Below are 21,790 nucleotides of genomic sequence, written 5' to 3'. Positions count from 1 at the left end.
TAAATCTTCAATCGTTAATCTTCAATCTTAAATCATTACTTTTGCGCCGCAGACCGCCTTATCGTTCTCGTCCTAAAAGACGAGAGAGGAAAGTCCGGACACCAAAGAGTAGCATATTGGGTAACGCCCAACCGTTGAAAGGCGAGGACAAGTGCAACAGAAAGTATGTACAGATAATGCTGTAGTGAAACCAGGTAAACTCTATGCGGTGAAATTCCAAGTATATCGGCATTTAAGGATTACTCGTCCGTTGTCGAAGGGTAGGAAGCTCGATCCAATGAGTAATTGTTGGGCTAGATAAATGATAAGGGTTCCGATTTATCGGAATACAGAATCCGGCTTATAGGTCTGCTTTTTTTAAAATATTTTATTAAATTTGATTAAAATTTACAGTTATGGATATTCAAACTTCAAAAATAGAATTAGTCAAATTAATATTAAGTATTGAAAATTCTGAATTCATTGAAAAGGTTTCAAATTTCATCAAATCGGAAGAGAATGTTTTAACAGAATTAACACCTTCACAAAAATTGGATATTGAAAAAGGCATTCAAGATTTGAACGATGGAAAACGAATAGAATATTCTGAATTTTTGAAGAAAATTTCATAAAAAATGAAAGTTTATTTATCGCACAATGCGGAATTAAAACTTTTATTGTTGACTGATTATTTAAAAGTCAAATGGAATGATAAAACAAAAGATGACTTTTTAAAGAAGTTGAATAAAAAAATCGAAATGATTTCTAAATTTCCAGAAAGTTGTCCTGAAACCAAAGACTTTAGAGAAGTTTATAAATGTGTAGTATCAAAACAAACAACATTTTATTATAGAATTTTATTAGAAAAAGAGGAAATAGAAATTATTACAGTTTTTGATACAAGACAAAATCCTGATAGTTTGTTGAGAGAAATATAATCAATCCTCATCTTCCAAATCCTCAGCTTCTTCATCATCACCTTCAAATTCAAAGAAAGTGAAAACCGAACCACCATAGTTTTTTTGGAACGAATAATTTGTCAAATGTTCTAACTTGGTGTATTTGGAATGCTCAACCACTAGCATGCCTTCTTCATCTAATAATTCGTTTTCAAAGATAAGTTCAATCAATTTTTCAAAGTCTTTTTGTTCTAAATTATAAGGAGGATCAGCAAAGATAATATCATAGTTGCCATGATGTTTTTCTAGAAATTTGAATACATCACTTTTGATGGCTGTAATATCAAAGTCGAATTCCTTAGCAGTTTTCTTAATGAAATTTACACAACCCATATCGCCATCTACGCAAAGTATTGGTGAACAACCACGAGAAGCAAATTCATAACTGATACTTCCTGTGCCAGCAAAAAGTTCTAATACTATGAGTTCTGAAAAGTTGAAATGATTATTCAATACATTGAATACCGCTTCTTTACTCATGTCAGTTGTAGGTCGAACAGGAAGATTTCTTGGTGGTGTTATTCTTCGGCCTTTGTATTTGCCCGAGATTATTCTCATGAGTGTAAAAGTATGAAGTGTTCGCGGTTTTCCGATTCAGTATAAGAGTTTTGCATCCCACTTACATCCATCATAGCAACATTGCGCACATATTTATAGGCCATATTATAAAGGGAATCGCCTTCGGTAATTTTACCTACTAATTCCAATTTGAAACTTTCAGGGTTCAACTGCAATTGTTCGGCAGTGAATAATATATAGTAAAGAAAATCTTCTGCAGTTTTATAATCAAAGGAGTTGTAGAGTTGTAGTTTTTGGTTTTGGATAACTATAATTTCAAAATGGGTTTCGCTCACGTGAACAAACATTTTTCTCTCCTCGTTATTCTTAGAAACTTCTAATAATTTTTGCACCAAAATACTATTGGCATGTTTATAATCAAAAGTGCCAAATTGATCAATAAAATAGTTGTTCATATTCACATACGGAATATATACATTGTTCATTTCGTAGTTGGACAATTCATCAAAAGCAAAGAAATCGGTTTCAAAAACCTTGGTGTTGAATTGCAAATAGCTGCCTAAATATTCCTCGTCAAACAACGCCGTTGGCACAAAAGTAGATAGATTGTTACTGTGAATAATGACAATTTCATCATATCCTGCTTTGAGTTCAGGATAGTTTTGAAAAGCTGTGGCAAATAAATCTTCAATTTTTGAAGTGATAGACACATTTCCAATTTCTATTTTTCGTAAAGTCAATGGTTTATTCAATATTGTATCGAATGTAGCAAACGACAAACCATTCAAAGAAACCTGAATTGCTAGTTTTTTGTATGTCTTATCGATTACGCTAGTGTTTTGCCACATGGTTCAATCCGTTTTTATGGGAATAGCGCAAACTTACGAAAACAAATTCAATGTCAAATTCAAAAATCAATATCAATTTTAATTGCAAAATTTGATTTTTGAGTTTGCTTTTTGAATTTGACATTGTCATTGATATTGACATTGAATAGTCTATCTTTGAAATTCAAATTTGATCACCACTATTTATGACTTCCAGCCAGTTTTACAGTCTTTTATACAAGCAGTTTTTGTTTCAACCGACAGTAAAACAAGATATTTTTTTTCAAATGATTTCTGTTTTTTTGATCAATACCAATAAGGACGAATTGTTTGTACTAAAAGGATATGCCGGAACAGGAAAAACAACCGTCATTTCTACTATTGTAAACAACTTGATTTTCATAAACAAAAAGTATGTGTTGTTGGCACCAACTGGTCGTGCTGCAAAAGTGATTGCTAATTATTCCAACAAAGCTGCTTTTACCATTCACAAGAAAATTTATTTCCCAAAGAAAGGGAAAAGTGGCGGCGTGTCTTTCACGATGCAAGCCAATAAACATACAAACACCATTTTTATTGTAGATGAATCCTCCATGATTTCGGATGTGAATACCGAGTCGAAGCTCTATGAAAATGGTTCTTTGTTAGACGATTTGATGTCCTATGTCTATAACGGAAACAATTGCAAGTTGATTTTGATTGGCGACACGGCACAATTACCGCCAGTTCAATTGGATGTAAGTCCAGCTTTAGATACTGATGCTTTGGCATTGCATTACAACAAAGAAGTTTTTTCTATCGAACTCGACGAAGTAATGCGTCAGGAAGAAAAATCGGGGATATTATTTAATGCTACCGAGTTGCGCGAAATTCTGAAAAGTTCTTTTGTGGATACCTTTCAGTTTAACATGAAAGGGTTCAAAGATATTGTTCGGCTAACGGATGGTTTTGATATTCAAGATGCTATTCAAAGTGCCTATAATAATTACAGCATTGAAGACACCTGTTTTATAGTGCGTTCCAATAAAAGAGCGAACCAATACAACCAACAAATCAGAACTAGGATTTTGGATAAAGAAAGTGAACTTTCTGTGGGCGATTATTTGATGGTGGTGAAGAACAATTATTTTTGGCTCAAGGAAACTGACGAAGCTGGTTTTATTGCCAATGGTGATATTGTAGAGGTTTTGGAGATATTTAATTTCAAAGAATTGTATGGCTTTAAGTTTGCCAATGTCAAAATCAGAATGGTGGATTATCCGAACCAAAAACCTTTTGAAACCATTGTTTTATTAGACACCATTACCAGCGAATCGCCTTCCTTAACATTTGACGAAAGCAATAGATTGTACCAAGAAGTACTTAAAGATTATGAAGGCGAAGCACAATACCGCAAATTCCTAAAAGTAAAAAACAACGAATATTTCAACGCGCTGCAAGTAAAATTTTCCTATGCTATTACGTGCCATAAAAGTCAAGGCGGACAATGGAACACCGTTTTTATTGAACAACCTTATTTACCCGATGGCATTACCGTGGATTATGTGCGCTGGTTATACACTGCTGTTACGCGTGCTAAAGACAAGCTGTATTTGATTGGGTTTAAAGAGGAGAGTTTTGTGGAGTGAGAATTCCACACCTGACAGGTTTTAAAAAACTGTCAGGTGTATTAAGTCCTTAGAAATGCTCCGCAAATGTATCCTGACTTTGCGGAATTATTTTTATTTTTTTAGCTCAAAGTATGGAGACTTTGCGAAGCTGGAGATTATTTTTTCACGTATTTTATTATTAACTTTAATTTTTCAGGGTCATCTTTATAAGTTTCTATTTTCCCAACATTCTGCAAAGTGAAACTTAATAATGCTTCGTTCGATTCTCTAATTTTATTTTCTTTTTTTGCTTTAATATTATTGTAGATATAAACAGGTGTTTTTAAAATTCCATCTGGAATTCCCCACCAACCTAATAAAGCTGTTGAAATTATTGATTGTTGATTTTTTTTGTCTAAACAATCTGGGCAGGCAATTATAGGCTCTTTTCTGTGGTAGGAGAACAAAATAAAACTTTTCACAGTATGCATTATTGTTCCATTGAGTTTTGTCGTTCTACTTCCGCATAATGGGCAAGGTAAATTTCTCAATATTAGAGACAATTCATTTATTTCTTCTAACGAATATTCTTTGTTTTGTGCTTTGACTCCTTCTAGAATATTAGGATTTAAATTTCTCTTTTTGATTTCTTTTTCTATAATTTCCATAACACCAGGTCTTAAACCTGCTGCATTTTCGGTTGCCGTATGTATTATTTCTGAATCAGTTTTCTTTGAATAATGCTCTGCGATATCTTTTAAGTCATAACCATTTGACATATATAATTTGTTTTTTGGTTTGTGTTTTGTTTGTGGGCACTAGCAAGACGCTCGCGCTATCGGGGTTTAATCTTATTTATAATTTCCTGTTCAAACCAACTTTTCTCGGCTTCGCTTTTGAATGCATCTTTTGGAATATAAATAAATTGAGTTTTTGATAAGTAAAGTAAGTATGCAGTTTTAAGTTTTATAACCTTTACAAAATGTTCGGTCATAATAGTATTCGTTGTTCCGTCACTCAGTGTTGCAATAATTTTATTATCTTGAATTTCATATTCTTTTTCCAATAAGAAAATTTTATTGTCTTTAGACTTTGCAAAGCGCCAATATTGTAATACAATGAGAAATGGATATGCAAAACTAACCACCATAATGAAGATTTCATTAAATCCTCTTTTGCTACTTGTAGAAACAAGTATTCCAAAAATCATCATCCAAAGAATTAACCACCATCTTTTTTTAAAATATACCCTCAACAAAGTTGAGAAAAGGGTGTTAGTCGTTAGTTGTATTTTGTTTGTTTTAATCATTTTTTGAATATCCCTATTTTGTTTTTTTAATTATATACAAATTACTGTTGTGGGTTTGTTTTGAAGTCGATTGTGGGCACGAGCAAGATGCTCGCGCTAGCTGGTATTTACTTCAAAAGAAATTACTTTTTTTAGGACGAGACACATTACCGCTTTTCAAAAATAACAGTTTTAGCATCATTAATATTAATCATAAAAGTTAAGGATCTTGGTTCAGTAAATTCAATTTTAAAGCCCGATGAAGTAAGATTGGTTACTATGGCTTCGTCAAAAAGAAAACTGCTTCCATAAATCATATCGTCTTCAGTTAAAGTATAATCGGAGCAACCAAAATTCTCAGTATTAATACAATCTGGATAATAATTGTAGGTAACAATTTTTCGATAAGAAAATATTTCAATATAATCTGTTTGGGTAGGACACAGCCCGGTATAAGGTATTACAGTGCCATTGGCTCTGACAATAGACTTAAATTTCCATTGTCCCGTCAAGTTTTGAAAAGTAACAGCTTTGGTACCATCATCATCTTTACTACAGGACAATAGAAACACTACGGCAAATAAGGTAATAATTTTTTTCATTTTTATTTTGGTTTTAATTATATACAACTTTCTGTTGTGGGTTTGTTTTGAATTGATTGTGGGCACGGATTACAAGGTGTTATAAGTTACAATAACAACTCTGCGAATATCTTTTTTAACTTCGGAAACTTGAAATAAATCATGATTTTGAGAAATCAATAGTAAAGTTTCTTCCATTTTTACAGCTAAATTTTGCAGTTCTTTTGCTGTCCAATTTTCTTCTAAATAGGTAATTGTATTTTCTAATTCTTTTAGAGCATGATCTGTCCAAAGAATTTTATAGCCATTTTTCATAAAGCTTTCTGGCGTTTGAGTGAGGATTTAGTTTCCCAGAATCAGCATCTTTTAAACCTTTTTCGATAGATTCTTTTTCATTTTCAGAAATTGAATCCCACCAATCTTTACTTTCTTTTTTTCTCAAATCCAATATTTTCTCAATAATTGTTGAGTCTTCAATAGTAGAAAGCCATTGGATTAATTCCAATTTTTTGTTTAGTAAGTTTATTTCAATATCCATGACACAAAGATTTAGCAATTCAAAAGTACAAATATATTTGTAATGTTTTTCACTAGGCGCATTAAAAACAAACTTTGTATCTTAGCCACTCAGTAACTCAGTCACTCAACAAATGAAAATCATTGCCGTAATTCCAGCTCGTTATGCTTCCACACGTTTTCCTGCAAAATTGATGCAGGATTTAGGAGGAAAAACTGTTATTACCCGAACTTATGAAGCTGCGGTGAATACTAGTTTGTTTGACGATGTGTTTGTAGTAACTGATTCTATTCTGATTTATGATGAAATTATTTCTAATGGTGGCAAAGCTATTATGAGCATAAAGGAACACGAAAGTGGTAGCGACAGAATAGCCGAAGCGGTAGAAAATCTCGAAGTAGATATTGTGGTGAATGTACAAGGTGATGAGCCATTCATCAACAAAGAACCTTTGGCTAAATTACTCGAAGTGTTTAGAAATGATTTTGATAAAAATGTAGATTTAGCTTCATTAATGGTTGAAATTACTAATGAAGAAGACATTACTAATCCTAATAATGTAAAAGTAGTAACCGATCAAAATGGTTTTGCGTTATACTTTTCGCGTTCGGTTATTCCTTATCCTAGAGAAGTGAATGTTGGTGTTCGCTACATGAAACACATCGGTATTTATGCGTTTAGAAAAGAAGCCTTGTTAGCATTTTATAATTTACCCATGAAATCTTTGGAAGCCTCTGAAAAGTTGGAACAACTAAGGTATTTGGAATTTGGGAAACGTATCAAAATGGTCGAAACTACGCATGTCGGCATTGGCATTGATACACCCGAAGATTTAGAAAAAGCTAGGAAGATGATTTAATTCTCATCTGGATCATTTTCAAAATAGCCTTTGGATTTTACTTTGGTAGAAAAGAAATTCAAAAATAAAATCACAAACGATAAAAAGAACATCGCCTGAACACAAGCTAAAAATTTCCCATAGGTTGTAATAGGATGATAATCTCCATAACCTATAGTGTTTGAAGTCATTAAACTAAAATACAATGCATCAGACCAATGTCCAAAAGGAATATTGGTATTGTTACCTAAAGTATAAAAGACACCAAACGAGATTACTACTTCCAAGTAATTGAAAAATAACAACAACATCGAACGTTTGTAAGAACGTGGACGAGCAAACAAATCGGATGCAAAAATCAGAGTTGGAATGTATAAAATGGTTTCTAGTATTAGATAAACCAACAGCCAAATCAGGATTTTATGGTCTTGCCAATTGTTAATTAATATGACCAATGGGAAAAAAGTCTTCATCAGAATATAGCAATCCATAGCTAAATCTTTGTAGGCAAAGTTGATTTTAGACGCTAGAGTTTTTACATAAATACCAAGAAAACACAATTGCGAAACAGAAAGAAACAAGCGAAAGATTTTTTCAATACCGTTGTCATCCTGATGGTCGTTATTCCAAATAGAGCGAATGTTTAAAATCCTACGATCTATTGGGTCATATTTTGGTTTGTAGTTTTCAGAAACTTTACCAATCAATAATTTTTTTAAAAATCCCATTAGCTTAGTTTTTTAATGGTGAATAATTCGTTGTGTACTTCAACTTTTGGATACATTCGTAATGAATAATTTCCGTTGAATTTTGTTTTGTATTCTAAATTTCGTGCTGCATCTTTTTTTGTAATTACCATGGTGTTGAAAAGGATAAAACCATTGGTTTTTAATAAAAAATTAATTCGGTTGATAAAAAAATCTTCAAATAAAAAGTTAGGCATCGTAGTATCTTGAAATATATCAATTATAATTAAATCGTACTTCTCTTTAGTCTTTAATACAAATTCAAAAGCATCATCAATAACAATTTCCAAGTTGGGTATGGTATCCAGTTTAAAATAATCATTAGCAATGGTTATAATGTCCTTATCAATTTCAACTCCGGTGATTTTACCTTCAAACTTAATTTCATCCACCAATGTTTTAATCACACTACCAGCCGCAACACCAAGAACCAACACGTTTTCAAAATTTCTGATGCGTTCAAATCCAATATATTTTAGTCCTTTGCGCAATATGCGTTGCAAACTTCCATACGAATAGTTGGTATTTTTACTATCCAAAACCAATTCGCCATTGTTCCAAGTAACCTCCAACGATTTGCTTACCGCAGAATTTTTCTTGTAAACATTTATAGGAATAAAATAGCTTAATAATTTTTGAATCATCTAAAATAATTTTACTCAAAAGTAACAGATAAATACTAAATTTACGAAAAATATTCCAAATGAAAAAGTGGCTTTATCAATTTATTTTTCTAAAACTATTGGGGTGGAAAATTATTGGCACTATGGACGGCAACATCCAAAAAAGTGTTTTGATGGTTATGCCTCACACTTGTAATTTTGATTTTTTCCTTGGGTTATTTACCCGAGGAATAATTGGTTTAGAAATGAATTTTGTGGGAAAGAAAGAATTGTTCCAATTTCCATTTGGATGGTATTTTAGAAGAGTTGGTGGTGCAGCTTTAGACAGAAGTGGCGGAAAAAATAATGTAGATGCTACGGTAGATGTTTTCAATTCGAGAGAAGTTTTTAGAATGGCCATTGCTCCCGAAGGCACACGAAAAAAAGTAACACAACTAAAAACAGGTTTTTATTACATCGCTTATAAAGCTCAAGTGCCTATTATTCCAGTTGCTTTTGATTACGGAAAAAAAGAAGTTAGAATAGGAAATCCAATAGCTGTTTCAGGAAATTATGACGAAGACATGAAAATAATTTTGCCCCATTTCAAAGGCGTAAAAGGCAAATATCCAGAAAGACAATTTCAAGTTTAAAACCAATCAGTATGAATTATTTGCAACTCCACGAACAAAATAAAGAGCAATCCCTTTTTGGTAGATATATAACTTTGAATCATATTGAACCATTGTTGGAAAAGTATAACGCAGCAATTATTGGAAAATCTGTTTTAGATAAACCTATTTATACCTTGCAATTTGGTTCAGGAAAAGTAAAAATCCTGATGTGGTCACAAATGCATGGCAACGAAAGTACCACAACCAAAGGATTGTTCGATTATATTAATTTTCTCAATTCTAATACAAAAGAAAGTGAACGCATACTGAGTAAGTTCACTTTTTGCATCATACCCATGCTCAATCCCGATGGTGCTGAACTATACACTAGGGAAAACGCTAATGCAGTAGATTTAAATCGAGACTCACAAAATCTATCACAACCCGAAAGTATAGTATTGCGAAAAACATTTGAAGAATTTCAACCTCATTATTGTTATAATCTTCACGACCAGCGAACTATTTTTGGTGTTGCTGATTCGGGAAAACCTGCTACAGTTTCTTTTTTGGCACCAGCTTTTAATGAAAGTCGCGATGTAAATGATGTCCGAATAAAAGCTATGAATGTGATTGTTGCCATGAATGATGTATTGCAACAGTATATTCCAAATCAAATAGGACGATTTGATGATTCGTTTAATATTAATTGTATTGGTGATACTTTTCAGTATCTAAAAGTGCCAACTATTCTTTTTGAAGCGGGTCATTTTCCTAATGATTATGAAAGAGAAGAAACCCGAAAATACATTTTTATAGCATTATTTTCTGGAATTGAGTTTTTGAGCGAAAACGATATAGTTATCAGTAAAATTGATGATTATTTGAAAATTCCGCAAAATAAAGTCGTTTTTTATGACTTTGTTTATAAAAACGTCAAAATAAATTATGATAATAAAGAAAAAATTATCAATTTTGCAGCGCAATACAAAGAAGTACTAAATAAGAATAAAGTACAGTTTGAGGCAAGAATTACTCAAATTGAAAATTTAGATAGTTTTTTTGGTCATGTTGTAATTGATGCTAACGGAGAGCAGTTTTCTTCTGAAGAAACCGATTTTCCGAAAATTGACCAAAAAGCTAACTTTTATTTAGGAAAAAGCAAGAAAGTTGTTAATGGACTAATAATTAATTAGTAAATTTATTTTTTTGTTTAATAAAATGTATTTTTGCATATTGATTTTTATAAATAATGAATATATAATTTTATGAGTAAGTTTAAATTAGACGAAGTTGACCTCCAAATTCTAGATATGTTGATTGACAATACCAGAATTCCATTTACAGATATTGCCAAAAAACTTTTAATTTCTGCTGGAACAGTTCATGTTAGAGTTAAGAAAATGGAAGATCAAGGAATTATTATGGGTTCTTCATTATCGTTGGATTATGAAAAATTGGGTTATTCATTCATTGCTTATGTTGGTGTTTATCTAAACAATACCTCACAAACTACATTTGTTTTAGAAAGAATTAATGAAATTCCATATGTGACAGTAGCTCATGTAACTACTGGTAAATTCAATATTTTTTGTAAAATTAGAGCCAAAGATACCAAACACGCTAAGGACGTAATTTTTATGATTGATGATATCGAAGGTGTTTACAGAACCGAAACGATGATATCTCTTGAAGAAAGCATCAATGACAAAAAAAGGTTGATGCACACCATTTTCCAAGAATTAGAAGACCTTTAAAAACTAATAAAATTTAAAACCTCAAGTCAAAGCTTGAGGTTTTTTTGTACATTTAAATTTCAAAAATTGTTTTTATGTACACCTTACCAAAAATTGAACGTTTCAACCAAAATGTCCTTTCAAAGTATCACATTTATAACAGCGTATTTATTACGCTTCCGTTTGATGCTATTGACAATACTGGTGTTTTGCTTCCTTTGTTTTCAGAAGTTTGCGACAATGGTTTTAAAAATAATTGGTCACCAAAACAAATTGTAGATTTCTTTTCTTCAAAGTATTTAGACAACGCTTCGGAAGAAGAAAAAATAGATTTAATGTTTCGTTTTATACAATATGTTGAACGACAAATAGTGCTTTTTGATGCTATTGAAGATGCAGCATTTCCTGTGGTGAATAATATGGAAGGAAGAGGTTCATTGCGAGATATTAAAGAAAAATCAGAAGCCAAAGACAAACGTGATGAATTGATTTCATTTCTCGAAAATTTCAATGTTCGAACAGTATTAACCGCACATCCAACTCAATTTTATCCCGGTTCTGTTTTGGGAATTATCACCGACTTAACAGATGCCATTCGAGAAAATGACTTAATCAAAATTAAACAGCTTTTAGCACAACTTGGTAAAACACCTTTCATCAAGAAAGAAAAACCAAATCCTTTTGATGAAGCGGTTAGCTTAATTTGGTATCTCGAAAATGTTTTTTATCAGACGATAGGAGAGATGATGCAATATTTACAAAAGAATATTTTTGATGGCAATAGCATGGAAAACCCAATCATCAATTTGGGATTTTGGCCAGGTGGCGATAGAGATGGAAATCCTTATGTAACTCCCGAAATCACCGAAAAAGTTGCCCATAGATTGAGAACGTCTGTACTAAAATGTTATTATTTTGACATCAGAACTTTAAAACGAAAGTTGACTTTCAATGAAGTGGATACTATTATTTCCAATTTAGAATATAAATTATATCGTTCTGTTTTTTACTCACAAGGTGAATTATTTATTACACTAGAGGAATTGAAAAATGAACTAAATAAAGTAAAACAAATCATAATCAAGGAACATCAATCCTTGTATCTTGATGAAATCAATTTATTGTTACAAAAAATAAATCAGTTTGGATTTCATTTTGCGTCGTTGGATATTCGTCAAAATAGTAAAATACATAGTCAGGTTTTTGATGATATTATTGCATTGCTGAAAAGAGAAAAATCGGTTTACTTTCCTGATAATTATGAAACTTTACCCGAAACAGAAAAAATGGATGTTTTGGCACAACTTCATTTTGATTTGAAAACCCATTTCTTTGAAAATGAAATTACCCGTTCTACTTTGGAAACCATTGAATTGATGAGAGCCATTCAAGAGAGTAATGGTGAAAAAGCCTGCAACCGCTATATCATCAGTAACAACGAAAGTGCTTTGGATGTTATGGAAACCTTTGCCATGTTCCGATTGTTAGATTGGGAAAACCCAACGGTTGATATTGTTCCATTGTTTGAATCTGTTGATGATTTGCAGAATGCCTATGAAATCATGGAACAGTTGTATAAAAACCCAACGTATCGAAATCATTTAAGACAAAGAAAAGATAAGCAAACCGTAATGCTCGGTTTTTCTGACGGAACAAAAGATGGCGGTTACTTAATGGCAAACTGGAGTATTTTTAAAGCAAAAGAAATGATTACCAAAATTTCAAGAGAATATGATATTAAAGTCATTTTCTTTGATGGTCGCGGTGGACCACCAGCTCGTGGTGGCGGAAAAACACACAAGTTTTATGCTTCTTTGGGTTCTACTATTGAAAACCAAGAAATCCAAGTAACGGTGCAAGGACAAACTATTAGTTCCAATTTTGGCACACAAGATTCATGTCGGTATAATTTAGAGAATCTATTGAGTGCTGGAGTTGCGAATCAGATTTTTAATAAAGACGAAAATAATCTATCAGAAACCGAGAAAGAAATTATAGATACATTGGCTACTTTAGGGTATGAAAAATACACCAACTTCAAAAACCACCCTAAATTTTTGCCCTACTTGGAGCAAATGAGTACCCTGAAATATTACTCCAAAACCAATATTGGAAGTCGACCATCCAAACGAAATACAGACGGAAAATTAAACTTTTCCGATTTGCGTGCCATTCCTTTTGTGAGTTCTTGGAGCCAATTAAAACAAAATGTTCCCGGTTTTTTTGGGGTTGGTACTGCGCTCAAGTATTTTGAAGCGCATAACCGCTGGGAAGAAGTTCAAAACCTTTATGATAATTCTTTATTCTTCAGAACCTTGTTGGAAAACAGTATGATGTCATTGGCGAAATCTTTTTTTCCTTTGACCGCTTACATGAAAGATGACGAAGTATTTGGAGATTTTTGGCAAATTATATACGATGAATTTTTAGAAACCAAACGACTTTTGCTCAAAATTGCGGGGCATAACGAACTGATGCAAAATTATCCCGATGGAAAAGCCTCTATCGCTATGAGAGAACAAATTGTGATGCCTTTATTGACCATTCAACAATATGCTTCCTCACAAATCAAAGCCTTGCAAGAAGGAAAAAAAGGAAATGAAAAATTAATTGCAGTGTATGAAAAACTAGTAACGCGTTCGTTATTTGGAAATACCAATGCCAGTAGGAACTCGGCTTAAATTATAAAATTATTACAATTACAACCTGATTATTATGACTTATTTATTTAAGTCATAGTAATCGGGTTCTTTTCATTGAGTACTGAATTATCTGCATTGAGTTCAGAGTTCTGTGTATTAAGTTCTGAATTCTATGCATTGAGTTTTAAGTTAACTGTATTGAGTGCAGAGTTCACTGTATTGAGTTCAGAATTCTATGTATTGAGTTTAAAGTTCTCTCCATTGAGTTCAGAGTTCTCTGTATTGAGTGCAGGTTTCTGTTTATAAAGTGTAGAGTTCATAACATCGAGCGATATCGTTTCAGGGCATTTTTTTGTCTTCTGAGCACCTCTAGCGTTTTTTTTTGCCTGTTTTGGTTATTTTTGATGGGATTTGGTTGTTTTTGGGAAATAGTTAGTAGTATGCTGATGGATTGTACTATTTTTATATATTTGAAATAAGCAAAAAGTAGGACGGTTGTTAGGCTTATTTATCCATTTTTGGGTGTATTGGTTTGATTTTGTCAGACGTATAAGATAGTTATAGCCAATTGTAGAACGACCCCAATAAAGAGACAAATTGAACTGGATTGACAAAATAAAAGAGCTGACAAATAAGCAGGACAAATCACCTGAACTGAAAAAAGGAGAGATAAAACAAATCCTCATTCAGACAGCAGGTGAAGTTTTGCCTGACTTTGAGTTTTTAGCATATAAAAACAGTTGCTATACATTTCAGCGACTAAGACAGGTAAACAATTTTACAGTTTATGAAATACTCCACATAATCTTTACGCTTAAAGATAAAAACTTTGCCTGCTCAATTGCTTCAAGACTAAATCCAGATTACATTGTTTCTAACCATTACAACATTGGACTAATAAATCCTCACCAAGACTTGAAAGTATTAAGACATAATTCTGGTGCTTTAAATATTCAAGACGCATACTATTTCCACAACGGACAAGTTGAAACGACAACAAAAACTGTGAAAGAAATTTTTAGCGACTTTAAAAAATACGGACTTCCATTCCTTGACAAACAAGTTGAAAGGCTAAAAGCGAATTCAATAGTCAAATGTGGCTTTGACTACATAGACTATTTGCAAACTGACAAGCAAAAACTGAAAAGCGAAATAACAGAAGAACTCAATAAAGGTGGACTTTTACTTTCGAGTATAAAACACCCAATTTATGTTGACCTTAAAGAAAAATTGCAATTAGTGAGCGGACAAAGTAAAGAAGACCGACAAATCATACCGAAGACAGCACACGAATTATTAGAACTATATTGGACAAGATGAAAAGAACAACTGGCTATAACAGCACCTACAAGAAATTGGAGGTTCAGTGGTTAAATGAAGCTTTGTGCTTCGTATCAAGTAACCGATAGCGAGGATTTGCAATCCATGACCCGATAGCGCGGATTTGTAATCCGTGCCCATAAAATTGAGAAAGTAAAGAAAAGGTAAAACAAAATAAAAAAATGCACTACATTAGATTTAGTGTGTATTGTAGGCACGGATTGCAAATCCGCGCTATCGGATGGTACTATTTTTATATATTTGAAATAAGTAAAAAGTATGACGGTTGTTAGACTTATTAATCCATTTTTGGGTGTATTGGTTTAATTTTGTAAGACGTATAAGATAGTTACCAGTAATAGTTTCTCCACTCATTATGAAAAACATTTTTATAATATTTCTAATCTGTTTATTTTTCAATTCTTGTTTCAAAAAGTCTGAGAAAGTGGAGAATTTGAAAGTAGTAGATACCATTTCAAAAATTAAGACCTTGAAGTTCGAAAAGTCAATTTCTGTTATTTTTCCAGCAGAATTTATGAGAAAGAAAGGTTGGCTTAATAAGTATCGTAATGAGAAAGATTACTTTACACCGAACGAAGAAACAGTTAAATATATTGAAGAAAATATCGGAGCAAATTTTCATCTGACCAAGAACCCATGGCAGATTAAAGAAGAAAACGAAGAAGATAAAATGTACAATAAAGCAATTAGAGATGAGTTCACAATTAATTCCAAAGAAATGAACCTTTATGACAAACAATATTTTGGAATTGTAAATTTAAAAAATGATAGTATTGTGGTTGTTATAGTAAATAATTTTCACTCAAATCCTCCCGAAGAAAAATTAAAATCATTTTTGGAAAAAGATATAATTAGTGGTGGTGATGGTTGGTTTAATACAAATTATTGTCAATTGATATTTTACACAAAAACAAAAAAATTCGCACCAAGAGAATGACAACTACTGCCCGATAGCGCGGATTTGCAATCCGTGCCAGCAAACATAATTCAACCACAAACTATATCAAACTCGTGATAAAAAAGCGGTTACTTTTATCCCTAAAAATTAAAAAAGCAAACAAAAACAATGAAACCAACCCAATTACAACCTTCAGAATATGCATCCTATTATGGTGCCTATATCGATCAAGTTTCAGATGAATACACCTTAGTGGAAGAATTGGAAATCTCGGTGCATCGATTGGTGAAATTCGTTAGAGAAATTCCTATGGATAAATTTGATTACCGTTATGCGGAAGGAAAATGGACTATCAAGGATATTATTTTGCACTTAATTGATGCCGAACGAATTTTTGCCTACAGAGCTTTGCGTTTTGCTCGAAACGATAAAACTGAATTGCCAGGTTTTGACGAAAATAATTATGTAGATGAAGCCAATGCTAACTCTCGAAGTATTCAAGATTTATTAACTGAATTATTAGTTGTGCGACAATCCACATTGACGTTGTTCAAATCTTTTTCAGAAGAACAATTACTGAGAGTTGGAGTTGCTTCAAACAATCCCATGTCGGTAAGAGCTTTGGGTTTTGTCATAATCGGACATCAAAATCACCATCAACGTATTTTTGAGGAACGATATTTATAGGTACGAATTACGAAGTTGGAAATTTCGAAGTTCATAAGTATTGATTAAAAAAAATCCCAAACTTAGATAAATCTAATTTTGGGATTTTTCATCTCGTACTTCGTATTTTGTACCTTGTACTTAGTATTATTCTTCGTCGTCTTCGTCTTCTAAATTATTATCCGAAACTTCATAGTCTTCATCATCGTCATCGTCATCAGAATCATCTGAACCACCATCATCTTTTAATAAATCGATTTCTACATCATCTTCATCGGCGGTAATAGCATCTTCATCATCGTCTAAACCTTTGATGGGTACAATGGGTTCGATAACAGAGTCAATATCTTCTTCCTCGTCATATTTCTCCATACGACTAGCAAGTTTGGTACTCACTTTTACTAAATAAATAGTATCTTCTGTTCTAACTTCTACAGCTTCTATCAATTCGTTTTGAGCATTTCTAAAACGAATAATATCGCTATCATCATAACCTTCAGGGAATTTATCTACTAATAGGTTTAGTATGTCTCCTGTTAATTTGGCATAGTCTACGATAATTCTTCTCATAAAAAAATCTTTTATAAATCTAATAAGTAAGCAAATATTAATGGAGCAACAATAGTTGCGTCTGATTCAATTATAAATTTTGGAGTATGAATGTCAAGTTTTCCCCAAGTAATTTTTTCATTAGGAACAGCTCCAGAATACGAACCATAACTAGTTGTAGAATCTGATATTTGACAAAAGTAACTCCAAAAAGGAACATCATGCATTTCCATATCTTGATATAACATAGGAACGACACAAATAGGGAAATCACCAGCAATTCCACCACCAACTTGGAAGAAACCTACTCCTTTTCCTGTGGAATTTTTTGGATACCAATCGGCAAGCCACATCATATATTCAATACCACTTTTCATCGTTGTTGGTTTGAAAGTGCCTTTGATGCAATAGGAAGCAAAGATATTTCCCATAGTACTGTCTTCCCAACCTGGAACTACAATAGGTAAATTTTTCTCGGCTGCAGCAACCATCCACGAATCTTTTGGATCAATTTCGTAGTATTGTTTCAACACACCCGAATTGATCATTTGGTACATGAACTCATGTGGAAAGTAACGTTCTCCTTTTGAGTCGGCATTGTTCCATATATCATATAAATGAGATTGTAATCTTCTGAAAGCTTCTTCTTCAGGAATACAAGTATCCGTAACTCTGTTATAATGGTTTTCTAATAAATCCCATTCTTCTTGTGGCGATAAGTCTCTGTAGTTTGGAACTCTTTTATAGGAGTTGTGCGCTACTAAGTTCATAATGTCTTCTTCAAGGTTTGCGCCAGTACAAGAAATGATGTGTACTTTGTCTTGACGTATCATTTCGGCTAATGATTTTCCAAGCTCAGCTGTACTCATTGCACCAGCCAAAGTAATCATCATTTTGCCATTTTCAAGCAAGTGTTGTTCATATCCTTTAGCAGCGTCAACAAGAGCTGCTGCATTGAAATGAAGGTAATTTTTTTCTATAAACTGACTTATTGGTCCTTTACTCATTTTGTTTTTTGTATCATGTAATTGATGGTTCAAAGAAAAACTTTTTTTTCAAACCATCAAATAGTTTTGTGTAATTTAATTGTGTTAAAAATAATAGCTAAATCTAATTAAAATTGGCTAACTATTTTTCTCGTATCCTAATATTTTTAATACATCATCAGCACTTTGTTGCTCAGAGAAAACCTCTGTTGCTAAGATTCCATTTTCATCTCGGTCAATTAAAATATGTCTTGGTTGTGGAATCAAACAGTGGTGTAATCCGCCAAAACCTCCAATGGTTTCTTGATAAGCGCCAGTGTTGAAAAAGCCAAGGTATAAAGGTTTTTCTTTATTGTATTTTGGTAAATAAATGGCATTCATGTTTTGTTCAGAATTGTAATAATCATCGCTATCACAAGTCATTCCACCAAGCAAAACTCTTTCGTAGGTGTCATTCCATCGGTTTACCGCTAGCATTACAAATCGCTTGTTAATTGCCCAAGTATCTGGCAAAGTAGTAATGAAAGAACTATCAATCATGTTCCATTTTTCTCTGTCATTTTGTTGTTTTTGATACAATACTTGATAAATAGCGCCACCGCTTTCACCTACAGTAAACGAACCAAATTCAGTAAATATATGTGGAACATCAACTTCAGCTTCATCGCATGCAATTTTTACTTGATTGATAATTTCGTCAATCATGTATTGATAATCATATTCAAATGCCAATGAATTTTTTATTGGAAAACCTCCACCTACATTCAAGCTATCTAGCGTTGGACATTCTTTTTTTAATGCCACATATACTTTGATACATTTCACTAATTCGTTCCAATAATAGGCAGTATCCATGATGCCAGTATTGATGAAAAAGTGAAGCATTTTAAGTTCTACTTTTTTGTTTTCTTCGATTTGTTTTCTGTAAAAAGGAACAATGTTTTTATAACCTATTCCAAGTCTGGAAGTATAGAATTCAAACTTTGGTTCTTCTTCGGCTGCAATTCTAATTCCAATTTTGAATTTACCATTTATAGACTCTTGTAATAAATCAAGTTCTTCGAAGTTGTCAATTATTGGAATAGTTTTATTATGACCATTATTGATTAATCGCGCAATGTTTTCAATATATTGTTCTCTTTTGAAACCATTACAAATGACATAAGTGTTTTTGTTGATTTTTCCTTGTGCCATCAAATTCTCTACAATATTAATGTCGAAAGCAGAAGACGTTTCGATGTGAATATTGTTTTTAAAAGCTTCATCCATGATGAAACTAAAATGCGAACTCTTTGTACAATAACAGTAATAATATTTGCCTTCATACTTATTTTTTTCCATTGCTCTTCTAAACCAACCTTTAGCTTTGTTGATGTTGTTAGAAATTTGAGGTAAATAAGTAAATTTTAAAGGCGTGCCATATTGCTCCACCAATTTCATTAAATCAATATTGTGAAATTGTAAGTTGTCTTTGTTTAAAGTGAATTCTTCTTGAGGAAAGTAGAACGTTTGGTTTATTAAGTCGAAATATCTTGTGTTCATTGAGAGTGTAAAATTGAAGATTTATGAATTGTAAAAAACAAAGTAATCTCGAATTCAAACCCTAATGTTAGCATAAATTATTGGAAGTTTCTCTTGGAATAAAAAAGTGACTGGTGAATGCATAGCAGTAAATTCATTTTTTTGAATTAAAAAATGAGAGGAAAAAGCTAAGAAATTGTTTGTGCTTTCTTGACTGTAAATACTGTAATTAGAAGTGTTGTCACTTTTTTTCATTAGGGCAAATGTAAAAAATAAAATTTGCGAAATGCAACTATTCTTGTGAAAAAATCATTAAGTTTTATAATCTTCAAAAGATTTTATAATTAATTCATTATCAACTTCTTGATTGATTTTAATTGCGCCTATTCCATCAAGCAGGGCAAACTGTATTTTACCGTATTCATTTTTTTTGTCATGAATGAGTAAATTCAATATAGGTTGAAGGTCATTTTCTTCAAAAATAACAGTTTCAAAAACAGCTGCAATCACTTTTTTAATTTCAGCATATTCAGTTTCTGAAATTAAGTTTTTTTGCCAAGAAACAAAACTTTCCATAATCATGCCAACCGCAATAGCTTCGCCATGTAGCAAAGTTTTTTTATCGTCATTTTCCAAGAAATAGCTTTCTATGGCATGTCCTAATGTATGACCAAAATTGAGCGCTTTCCGTATCCCATTTTCTGTTGGATCTTGTGTAACGATTTCGTTTTTAATTTCAATAGAACGGTGAATTAAATTGTCAAAATCAGCATAGTCAGATTGACTTAAATCTTTGAATTGTTCCCAGTAATTAGCATCGGCGATCAATCCGTGTTTTAGCATTTCTGCTAATCCAGAACGCATTTCATTTTGAGGTAAAGTGTTTAGATAGTCAGTGTCCACAAGCACCATTTTTGGTACGCTGATAACACCAATTTGGTTTTTTAAATTGCCTAAATCTACACCATTTTTCCCACCAATTGATGCATCAACCATAGCCAGAAGTGTTGTTGGAATATTAATAAAATCAATACCTCTTTTAAAAGTGGATGCTACAAATCCACCGATATCTGTAATTACGCCACCACCAAGATTGATTAAAACACTTTTTCTATCAGCACCTAGTTCTGTTAGAATTGACCAAATTTCGACACAAGTTGTGATATTTTTTTCGCTTTCGCCAGCTTCAATTTCAATGATTTCAATGTTTTTATCAGTAGCTAAAAAAGATAAAAACCGCATCAAACATTTTTCATTGGTATTGGTATCAACTAAAATAAAGATGTTTGAATAGTTACTATCAGTAATAAATTTATTGAGTAAATCGTATCCATTCTCGTTAAAATAAACTTGGTAACCGTTGGCTTGTATGGTTTGCATAATTCAAAACGTATTTTTTGCAAAATAACTCTTTTTTTGGTTTTGATTAACAATTGGTTTAATTTATTTGAATTACATTTGTTTACTTTTTAAACATATTTGTTAAACAAAAATTTATGCAAAAAGAAAACGCAAAAATACTAGACGAAATGGCCATTGATAGAATTATCGAAATGGCTTGGGAAGATAGAACACCGTTCGATGCAATTGAATTTCAATTTGGTTTAAAGGAAGCCGATGTCAAAGCATTGATGAAAAAAGAATTAAAGTTTAGTAGCTATAAACTTTGGCGAGAACGAGTTGAGAATTGCAAAACAAAACACAGTGCCAAAAGAGTAGAAGGCATTGATAGATTCAAATGTAAATTACAAAGAAACATTTCAAATAATAAAATTTCAAAGCGATAGTAAAATTCAGTTACCTATATAATAATGAAAAAAGAAAGACCCGATAATATTGTTTATTCAGAAGAGAAAGGTTATAACGCTAGTTTTTTGCCCTATTCCACTAGTGTTGGTGCACCAATAATCAAGGTTGATGATATTGTTTCTTGGAAAAGTAGAGGAATAACTAATGTAAATAAAGAATTTGAAAATAAGTTCAACGAACTTAAAAATCAATATCAAAAATTGATGGAAGAGTATGAATGGAACGAACTAGTTTATAGTGCTAAATTTGCCTTTGAGCCAGTGATTGGTGAGATTTATCATTTGTATGTGGGAGAAAATGGCGTCAACTTTCTATCCTTAATTTCTCCTCAAGAATGGAATAAAGAACACCTTGGTACTTTCAAATTGAACAGCGATAAAAAGTGGATTGCACTTCATCAAAAGGAAAATAATTTTTTCTAAATTAATGGCTCTACCACGAAATGTGTGGGTAAAACCAAATAGAATTTTTTAGAAACATTGAGCACAAATTTAAAACCATTAAGCAATTTAAGCAAAATAAGAGGTAATGAAACTAAAATTACTTAATGGTTTATAATTTGAAATATATCAACCCACTCGACTCG

General features: G+C 32.2%; 26 protein-coding genes and 1 other RNA gene. 14 read left to right on the top strand and 13 right to left on the bottom strand.

The window, feature by feature from the left end; genetic code table 11:
- Positions 1 to 45 precede the first annotated feature (45 nt).
- From rnpB to ACSVH2_RS07650, 3 genes are all read left to right on the top strand, one after another.
- An RNA gene (gene rnpB / locus ACSVH2_RS07660) (RNase P RNA component class A) lies at positions 46 to 359 on the top strand.
- 36 nt (positions 360 to 395) lie between these two features.
- Positions 396 to 611, top strand: a complete 216-nt coding sequence (locus tag ACSVH2_RS07655) for a hypothetical protein (RefSeq protein ID WP_438092572.1) — start codon at positions 396 to 398, stop codon at positions 609 to 611.
- A 3-nt stretch (positions 612 to 614) separates the two neighbouring features.
- Positions 615 to 917 (top strand): type II toxin-antitoxin system RelE/ParE family toxin, encoded by a 303-nt coding sequence (locus ACSVH2_RS07650; RefSeq protein WP_438092571.1) that lies wholly within the window; start codon positions 615 to 617, stop codon positions 915 to 917.
- Here ACSVH2_RS07650 and ACSVH2_RS07645 read toward each other — a convergent pair whose 3' ends face one another.
- Both ACSVH2_RS07645 and ACSVH2_RS07640 read right to left on the bottom strand, forming a co-directional pair.
- Positions 918 to 1,496: an RsmD family RNA methyltransferase gene (locus tag ACSVH2_RS07645; protein WP_438092570.1), complete on the bottom strand. Its 579-nt coding sequence runs from the start codon at positions 1,494 to 1,496 to the stop codon at positions 918 to 920.
- Entirely contained in the window at positions 1,493 to 2,305 is an 813-nt protein-coding gene (locus ACSVH2_RS07640; RefSeq protein WP_438092569.1) for a DUF3822 family protein, read from the bottom strand. Before ACSVH2_RS07640 ends, ACSVH2_RS07645 begins: the two co-directional genes overlap by 4 nt.
- A gap of 185 nt (positions 2,306 to 2,490) precedes the next feature.
- On the opposite strand from ACSVH2_RS07640, the gene ACSVH2_RS07635 reads away from it, so the two are divergent.
- Entirely contained in the window at positions 2,491 to 3,912 is a 1,422-nt protein-coding gene (locus ACSVH2_RS07635) for an ATP-dependent DNA helicase (RefSeq protein ID WP_438092568.1), read from the top strand.
- Between the two features lie 137 nt (positions 3,913 to 4,049).
- On the opposite strand, the gene ACSVH2_RS07630 is transcribed toward ACSVH2_RS07635, so the two are convergent.
- The 5 genes from ACSVH2_RS07630 to ACSVH2_RS07610 form a co-directional block, all read right to left on the bottom strand.
- Positions 4,050 to 4,652 (bottom strand): hypothetical protein, encoded by a 603-nt coding sequence (locus ACSVH2_RS07630; protein WP_438092567.1) that lies wholly within the window; start codon positions 4,650 to 4,652, stop codon positions 4,050 to 4,052.
- Between the two features lie 56 nt (positions 4,653 to 4,708).
- Complete coding sequence (locus ACSVH2_RS07625; protein WP_438092566.1) at positions 4,709 to 5,182, bottom strand: YcxB family protein; 474 nt, start codon at positions 5,180 to 5,182, stop codon at positions 4,709 to 4,711.
- A gap of 146 nt (positions 5,183 to 5,328) precedes the next feature.
- A complete protein-coding gene (locus ACSVH2_RS07620) occupies positions 5,329 to 5,763 on the bottom strand; it encodes a hypothetical protein (protein ID WP_438092565.1) in 435 nt (144 codons plus the stop codon).
- A 69-nt stretch (positions 5,764 to 5,832) separates the two neighbouring features.
- Positions 5,833 to 6,057: a type II toxin-antitoxin system RelE/ParE family toxin gene (locus tag ACSVH2_RS07615; protein ID WP_438092564.1), complete on the bottom strand. Its 225-nt coding sequence runs from the start codon at positions 6,055 to 6,057 to the stop codon at positions 5,833 to 5,835.
- Positions 6,041 to 6,280, bottom strand: a complete 240-nt coding sequence (locus ACSVH2_RS07610) for a hypothetical protein (protein WP_438092563.1) — start codon at positions 6,278 to 6,280, stop codon at positions 6,041 to 6,043. The genes ACSVH2_RS07615 and ACSVH2_RS07610 overlap by 17 nt, the downstream gene beginning before the upstream one ends.
- 112 nt (positions 6,281 to 6,392) lie before the next feature.
- Between ACSVH2_RS07610 and kdsB the strand changes: the two genes are divergently transcribed.
- Positions 6,393 to 7,118 carry a 3-deoxy-manno-octulosonate cytidylyltransferase gene (kdsB, locus tag ACSVH2_RS07605; RefSeq protein WP_438092562.1) on the top strand — a complete coding sequence of 242 codons (726 nt, stop codon included), beginning with the start codon at positions 6,393 to 6,395 and terminating at the stop codon, positions 7,116 to 7,118.
- Here the strand turns inward: kdsB and ACSVH2_RS07600 are convergent.
- A complete protein-coding gene (locus tag ACSVH2_RS07600) occupies positions 7,115 to 7,825 on the bottom strand; it encodes a potassium channel family protein (RefSeq protein WP_438092561.1) in 711 nt (236 codons plus the stop codon). The genes kdsB and ACSVH2_RS07600 overlap by 4 nt on opposite strands.
- The gene (locus ACSVH2_RS07595) at positions 7,825 to 8,487 is read right to left on the bottom strand and encodes a spermidine synthase (protein ID WP_438092560.1); all 663 of its coding nucleotides are present in this window, start codon (positions 8,485 to 8,487) and stop codon (positions 7,825 to 7,827) included. The genes ACSVH2_RS07600 and ACSVH2_RS07595 overlap by 1 nt, the downstream gene beginning before the upstream one ends.
- Positions 8,488 to 8,546: 59 nt before the next feature.
- On the opposite strand from ACSVH2_RS07595, the gene ACSVH2_RS07590 reads away from it, so the two are divergent.
- From ACSVH2_RS07590 to ACSVH2_RS07560, 7 genes are all read left to right on the top strand, one after another.
- Positions 8,547 to 9,098 (top strand): 1-acyl-sn-glycerol-3-phosphate acyltransferase, encoded by a 552-nt coding sequence (locus ACSVH2_RS07590; RefSeq protein ID WP_438092559.1) that lies wholly within the window; start codon positions 8,547 to 8,549, stop codon positions 9,096 to 9,098.
- An 11-nt stretch (positions 9,099 to 9,109) separates the two neighbouring features.
- Positions 9,110 to 10,252, top strand: a complete 1,143-nt coding sequence (locus ACSVH2_RS07585) for a M14 family metallopeptidase (protein WP_438092558.1) — start codon at positions 9,110 to 9,112, stop codon at positions 10,250 to 10,252.
- Between the two features lie 72 nt (positions 10,253 to 10,324).
- On the top strand, positions 10,325 to 10,813 hold the full coding sequence (locus ACSVH2_RS07580) for an Lrp/AsnC family transcriptional regulator (protein ID WP_438092557.1): 489 nt from the start codon (positions 10,325 to 10,327) through the stop codon (positions 10,811 to 10,813).
- A 74-nt stretch (positions 10,814 to 10,887) separates the two neighbouring features.
- A complete protein-coding gene (locus ACSVH2_RS07575; protein WP_438092556.1) occupies positions 10,888 to 13,473 on the top strand; it encodes a phosphoenolpyruvate carboxylase in 2,586 nt (861 codons plus the stop codon).
- 558 nt (positions 13,474 to 14,031) lie between these two features.
- Entirely contained in the window at positions 14,032 to 14,754 is a 723-nt protein-coding gene (locus tag ACSVH2_RS07570; RefSeq protein ID WP_438092555.1) for a hypothetical protein, read from the top strand.
- A gap of 445 nt (positions 14,755 to 15,199) precedes the next feature.
- Positions 15,200 to 15,712, top strand: coding sequence for a hypothetical protein (locus tag ACSVH2_RS07565; protein WP_438092554.1), 513 nt, complete (start codon positions 15,200 to 15,202; stop codon positions 15,710 to 15,712).
- Between the two features lie 129 nt (positions 15,713 to 15,841).
- Complete coding sequence (locus ACSVH2_RS07560; protein WP_438092553.1) at positions 15,842 to 16,360, top strand: DinB family protein; 519 nt, start codon at positions 15,842 to 15,844, stop codon at positions 16,358 to 16,360.
- Between the two features lie 126 nt (positions 16,361 to 16,486).
- Here the strand turns inward: ACSVH2_RS07560 and ACSVH2_RS07555 are convergent, their stop codons facing one another.
- The 4 genes from ACSVH2_RS07555 to aroB form a co-directional block, all read right to left on the bottom strand.
- Positions 16,487 to 16,909 (bottom strand): DNA primase, encoded by a 423-nt coding sequence (locus ACSVH2_RS07555; protein WP_438092552.1) that lies wholly within the window; start codon positions 16,907 to 16,909, stop codon positions 16,487 to 16,489.
- Between the two features lie 11 nt (positions 16,910 to 16,920).
- A complete protein-coding gene (locus tag ACSVH2_RS07550; RefSeq protein WP_438092589.1) occupies positions 16,921 to 17,895 on the bottom strand; it encodes a deoxyhypusine synthase family protein in 975 nt (324 codons plus the stop codon).
- Between the two features lie 117 nt (positions 17,896 to 18,012).
- On the bottom strand, positions 18,013 to 19,416 hold the full coding sequence (locus tag ACSVH2_RS07545) for an arginine decarboxylase (RefSeq protein ID WP_438092551.1): 1,404 nt from the start codon (positions 19,414 to 19,416) through the stop codon (positions 18,013 to 18,015).
- Between the two features lie 291 nt (positions 19,417 to 19,707).
- A complete protein-coding gene (aroB, locus tag ACSVH2_RS07540; RefSeq protein WP_438092550.1) occupies positions 19,708 to 20,775 on the bottom strand; it encodes a 3-dehydroquinate synthase in 1,068 nt (355 codons plus the stop codon).
- Positions 20,776 to 20,891: 116 nt separating this feature from the next.
- Here aroB and ACSVH2_RS07535 point away from each other — a divergent pair, with 116 nt between their 5' ends.
- On the top strand, positions 20,892 to 21,182 hold the full coding sequence (locus tag ACSVH2_RS07535; RefSeq protein ID WP_438092549.1) for a TIGR03643 family protein: 291 nt from the start codon (positions 20,892 to 20,894) through the stop codon (positions 21,180 to 21,182).
- A gap of 24 nt (positions 21,183 to 21,206) precedes the next feature.
- Positions 21,207 to 21,626, top strand: a complete 420-nt coding sequence (locus ACSVH2_RS07530) for a DUF2452 domain-containing protein (protein WP_438092548.1) — start codon at positions 21,207 to 21,209, stop codon at positions 21,624 to 21,626.
- Positions 21,627 to 21,790: the final 164 nt, after the last annotated feature.

The sequence above is a fragment of the Flavobacterium sp. RSB2_4_14 genome (assembly GCF_051547085.1).
Classification (GTDB): Bacteria; Bacteroidota; Bacteroidia; order Flavobacteriales; family Flavobacteriaceae; genus Flavobacterium.
Note: the sequence above shows the minus strand (reverse complement) of the source record. Positions and strands in the feature narration are given on the sequence as shown.

Coding starts and splice junctions, on each gene's coding strand:
- ACSVH2_RS07645 (WP_438092570.1), bottom strand. CDS start 1,496: ATGAGAATAATCTCGGGCAAATACAAAGGCCGAAGAATAACACCACCA.
- ACSVH2_RS07580 (WP_438092557.1), top strand. CDS start 10,325: ATGAGTAAGTTTAAATTAGACGAAGTTGACCTCCAAATTCTAGATATG.
- ACSVH2_RS07655 (WP_438092572.1), top strand. CDS start 396: ATGGATATTCAAACTTCAAAAATAGAATTAGTCAAATTAATATTAAGT.
- ACSVH2_RS07555 (WP_438092552.1), bottom strand. CDS start 16,909: ATGAGAAGAATTATCGTAGACTATGCCAAATTAACAGGAGACATACTA.
- ACSVH2_RS07630 (WP_438092567.1), bottom strand. CDS start 4,652: ATGTCAAATGGTTATGACTTAAAAGATATCGCAGAGCATTATTCAAAG.
- ACSVH2_RS07615 (WP_438092564.1), bottom strand. CDS start 6,057: ATGAAAAATGGCTATAAAATTCTTTGGACAGATCATGCTCTAAAAGAA.
- ACSVH2_RS07635 (WP_438092568.1), top strand. CDS start 2,491: ATGACTTCCAGCCAGTTTTACAGTCTTTTATACAAGCAGTTTTTGTTT.
- ACSVH2_RS07595 (WP_438092560.1), bottom strand. CDS start 8,487: ATGATTCAAAAATTATTAAGCTATTTTATTCCTATAAATGTTTACAAG.
- ACSVH2_RS07585 (WP_438092558.1), top strand. CDS start 9,110: ATGAATTATTTGCAACTCCACGAACAAAATAAAGAGCAATCCCTTTTT.
- ACSVH2_RS07590 (WP_438092559.1), top strand. CDS start 8,547: ATGAAAAAGTGGCTTTATCAATTTATTTTTCTAAAACTATTGGGGTGG.
- ACSVH2_RS07620 (WP_438092565.1), bottom strand. CDS start 5,763: ATGAAAAAAATTATTACCTTATTTGCCGTAGTGTTTCTATTGTCCTGT.
- ACSVH2_RS07535 (WP_438092549.1), top strand. CDS start 20,892: ATGCAAAAAGAAAACGCAAAAATACTAGACGAAATGGCCATTGATAGA.
- ACSVH2_RS07530 (WP_438092548.1), top strand. CDS start 21,207: ATGAAAAAAGAAAGACCCGATAATATTGTTTATTCAGAAGAGAAAGGT.
- kdsB (WP_438092562.1), top strand. CDS start 6,393: ATGAAAATCATTGCCGTAATTCCAGCTCGTTATGCTTCCACACGTTTT.
- ACSVH2_RS07640 (WP_438092569.1), bottom strand. CDS start 2,305: ATGTGGCAAAACACTAGCGTAATCGATAAGACATACAAAAAACTAGCA.
- ACSVH2_RS07625 (WP_438092566.1), bottom strand. CDS start 5,182: ATGATTAAAACAAACAAAATACAACTAACGACTAACACCCTTTTCTCA.
- ACSVH2_RS07610 (WP_438092563.1), bottom strand. CDS start 6,280: ATGGATATTGAAATAAACTTACTAAACAAAAAATTGGAATTAATCCAA.
- aroB (WP_438092550.1), bottom strand. CDS start 20,775: ATGCAAACCATACAAGCCAACGGTTACCAAGTTTATTTTAACGAGAAT.
- ACSVH2_RS07545 (WP_438092551.1), bottom strand. CDS start 19,416: ATGAACACAAGATATTTCGACTTAATAAACCAAACGTTCTACTTTCCT.
- ACSVH2_RS07650 (WP_438092571.1), top strand. CDS start 615: ATGAAAGTTTATTTATCGCACAATGCGGAATTAAAACTTTTATTGTTG.
- ACSVH2_RS07600 (WP_438092561.1), bottom strand. CDS start 7,825: ATGGGATTTTTAAAAAAATTATTGATTGGTAAAGTTTCTGAAAACTAC.
- ACSVH2_RS07575 (WP_438092556.1), top strand. CDS start 10,888: ATGTACACCTTACCAAAAATTGAACGTTTCAACCAAAATGTCCTTTCA.
- ACSVH2_RS07560 (WP_438092553.1), top strand. CDS start 15,842: ATGAAACCAACCCAATTACAACCTTCAGAATATGCATCCTATTATGGT.
- ACSVH2_RS07550 (WP_438092589.1), bottom strand. CDS start 17,895: ATGAGTAAAGGACCAATAAGTCAGTTTATAGAAAAAAATTACCTTCAT.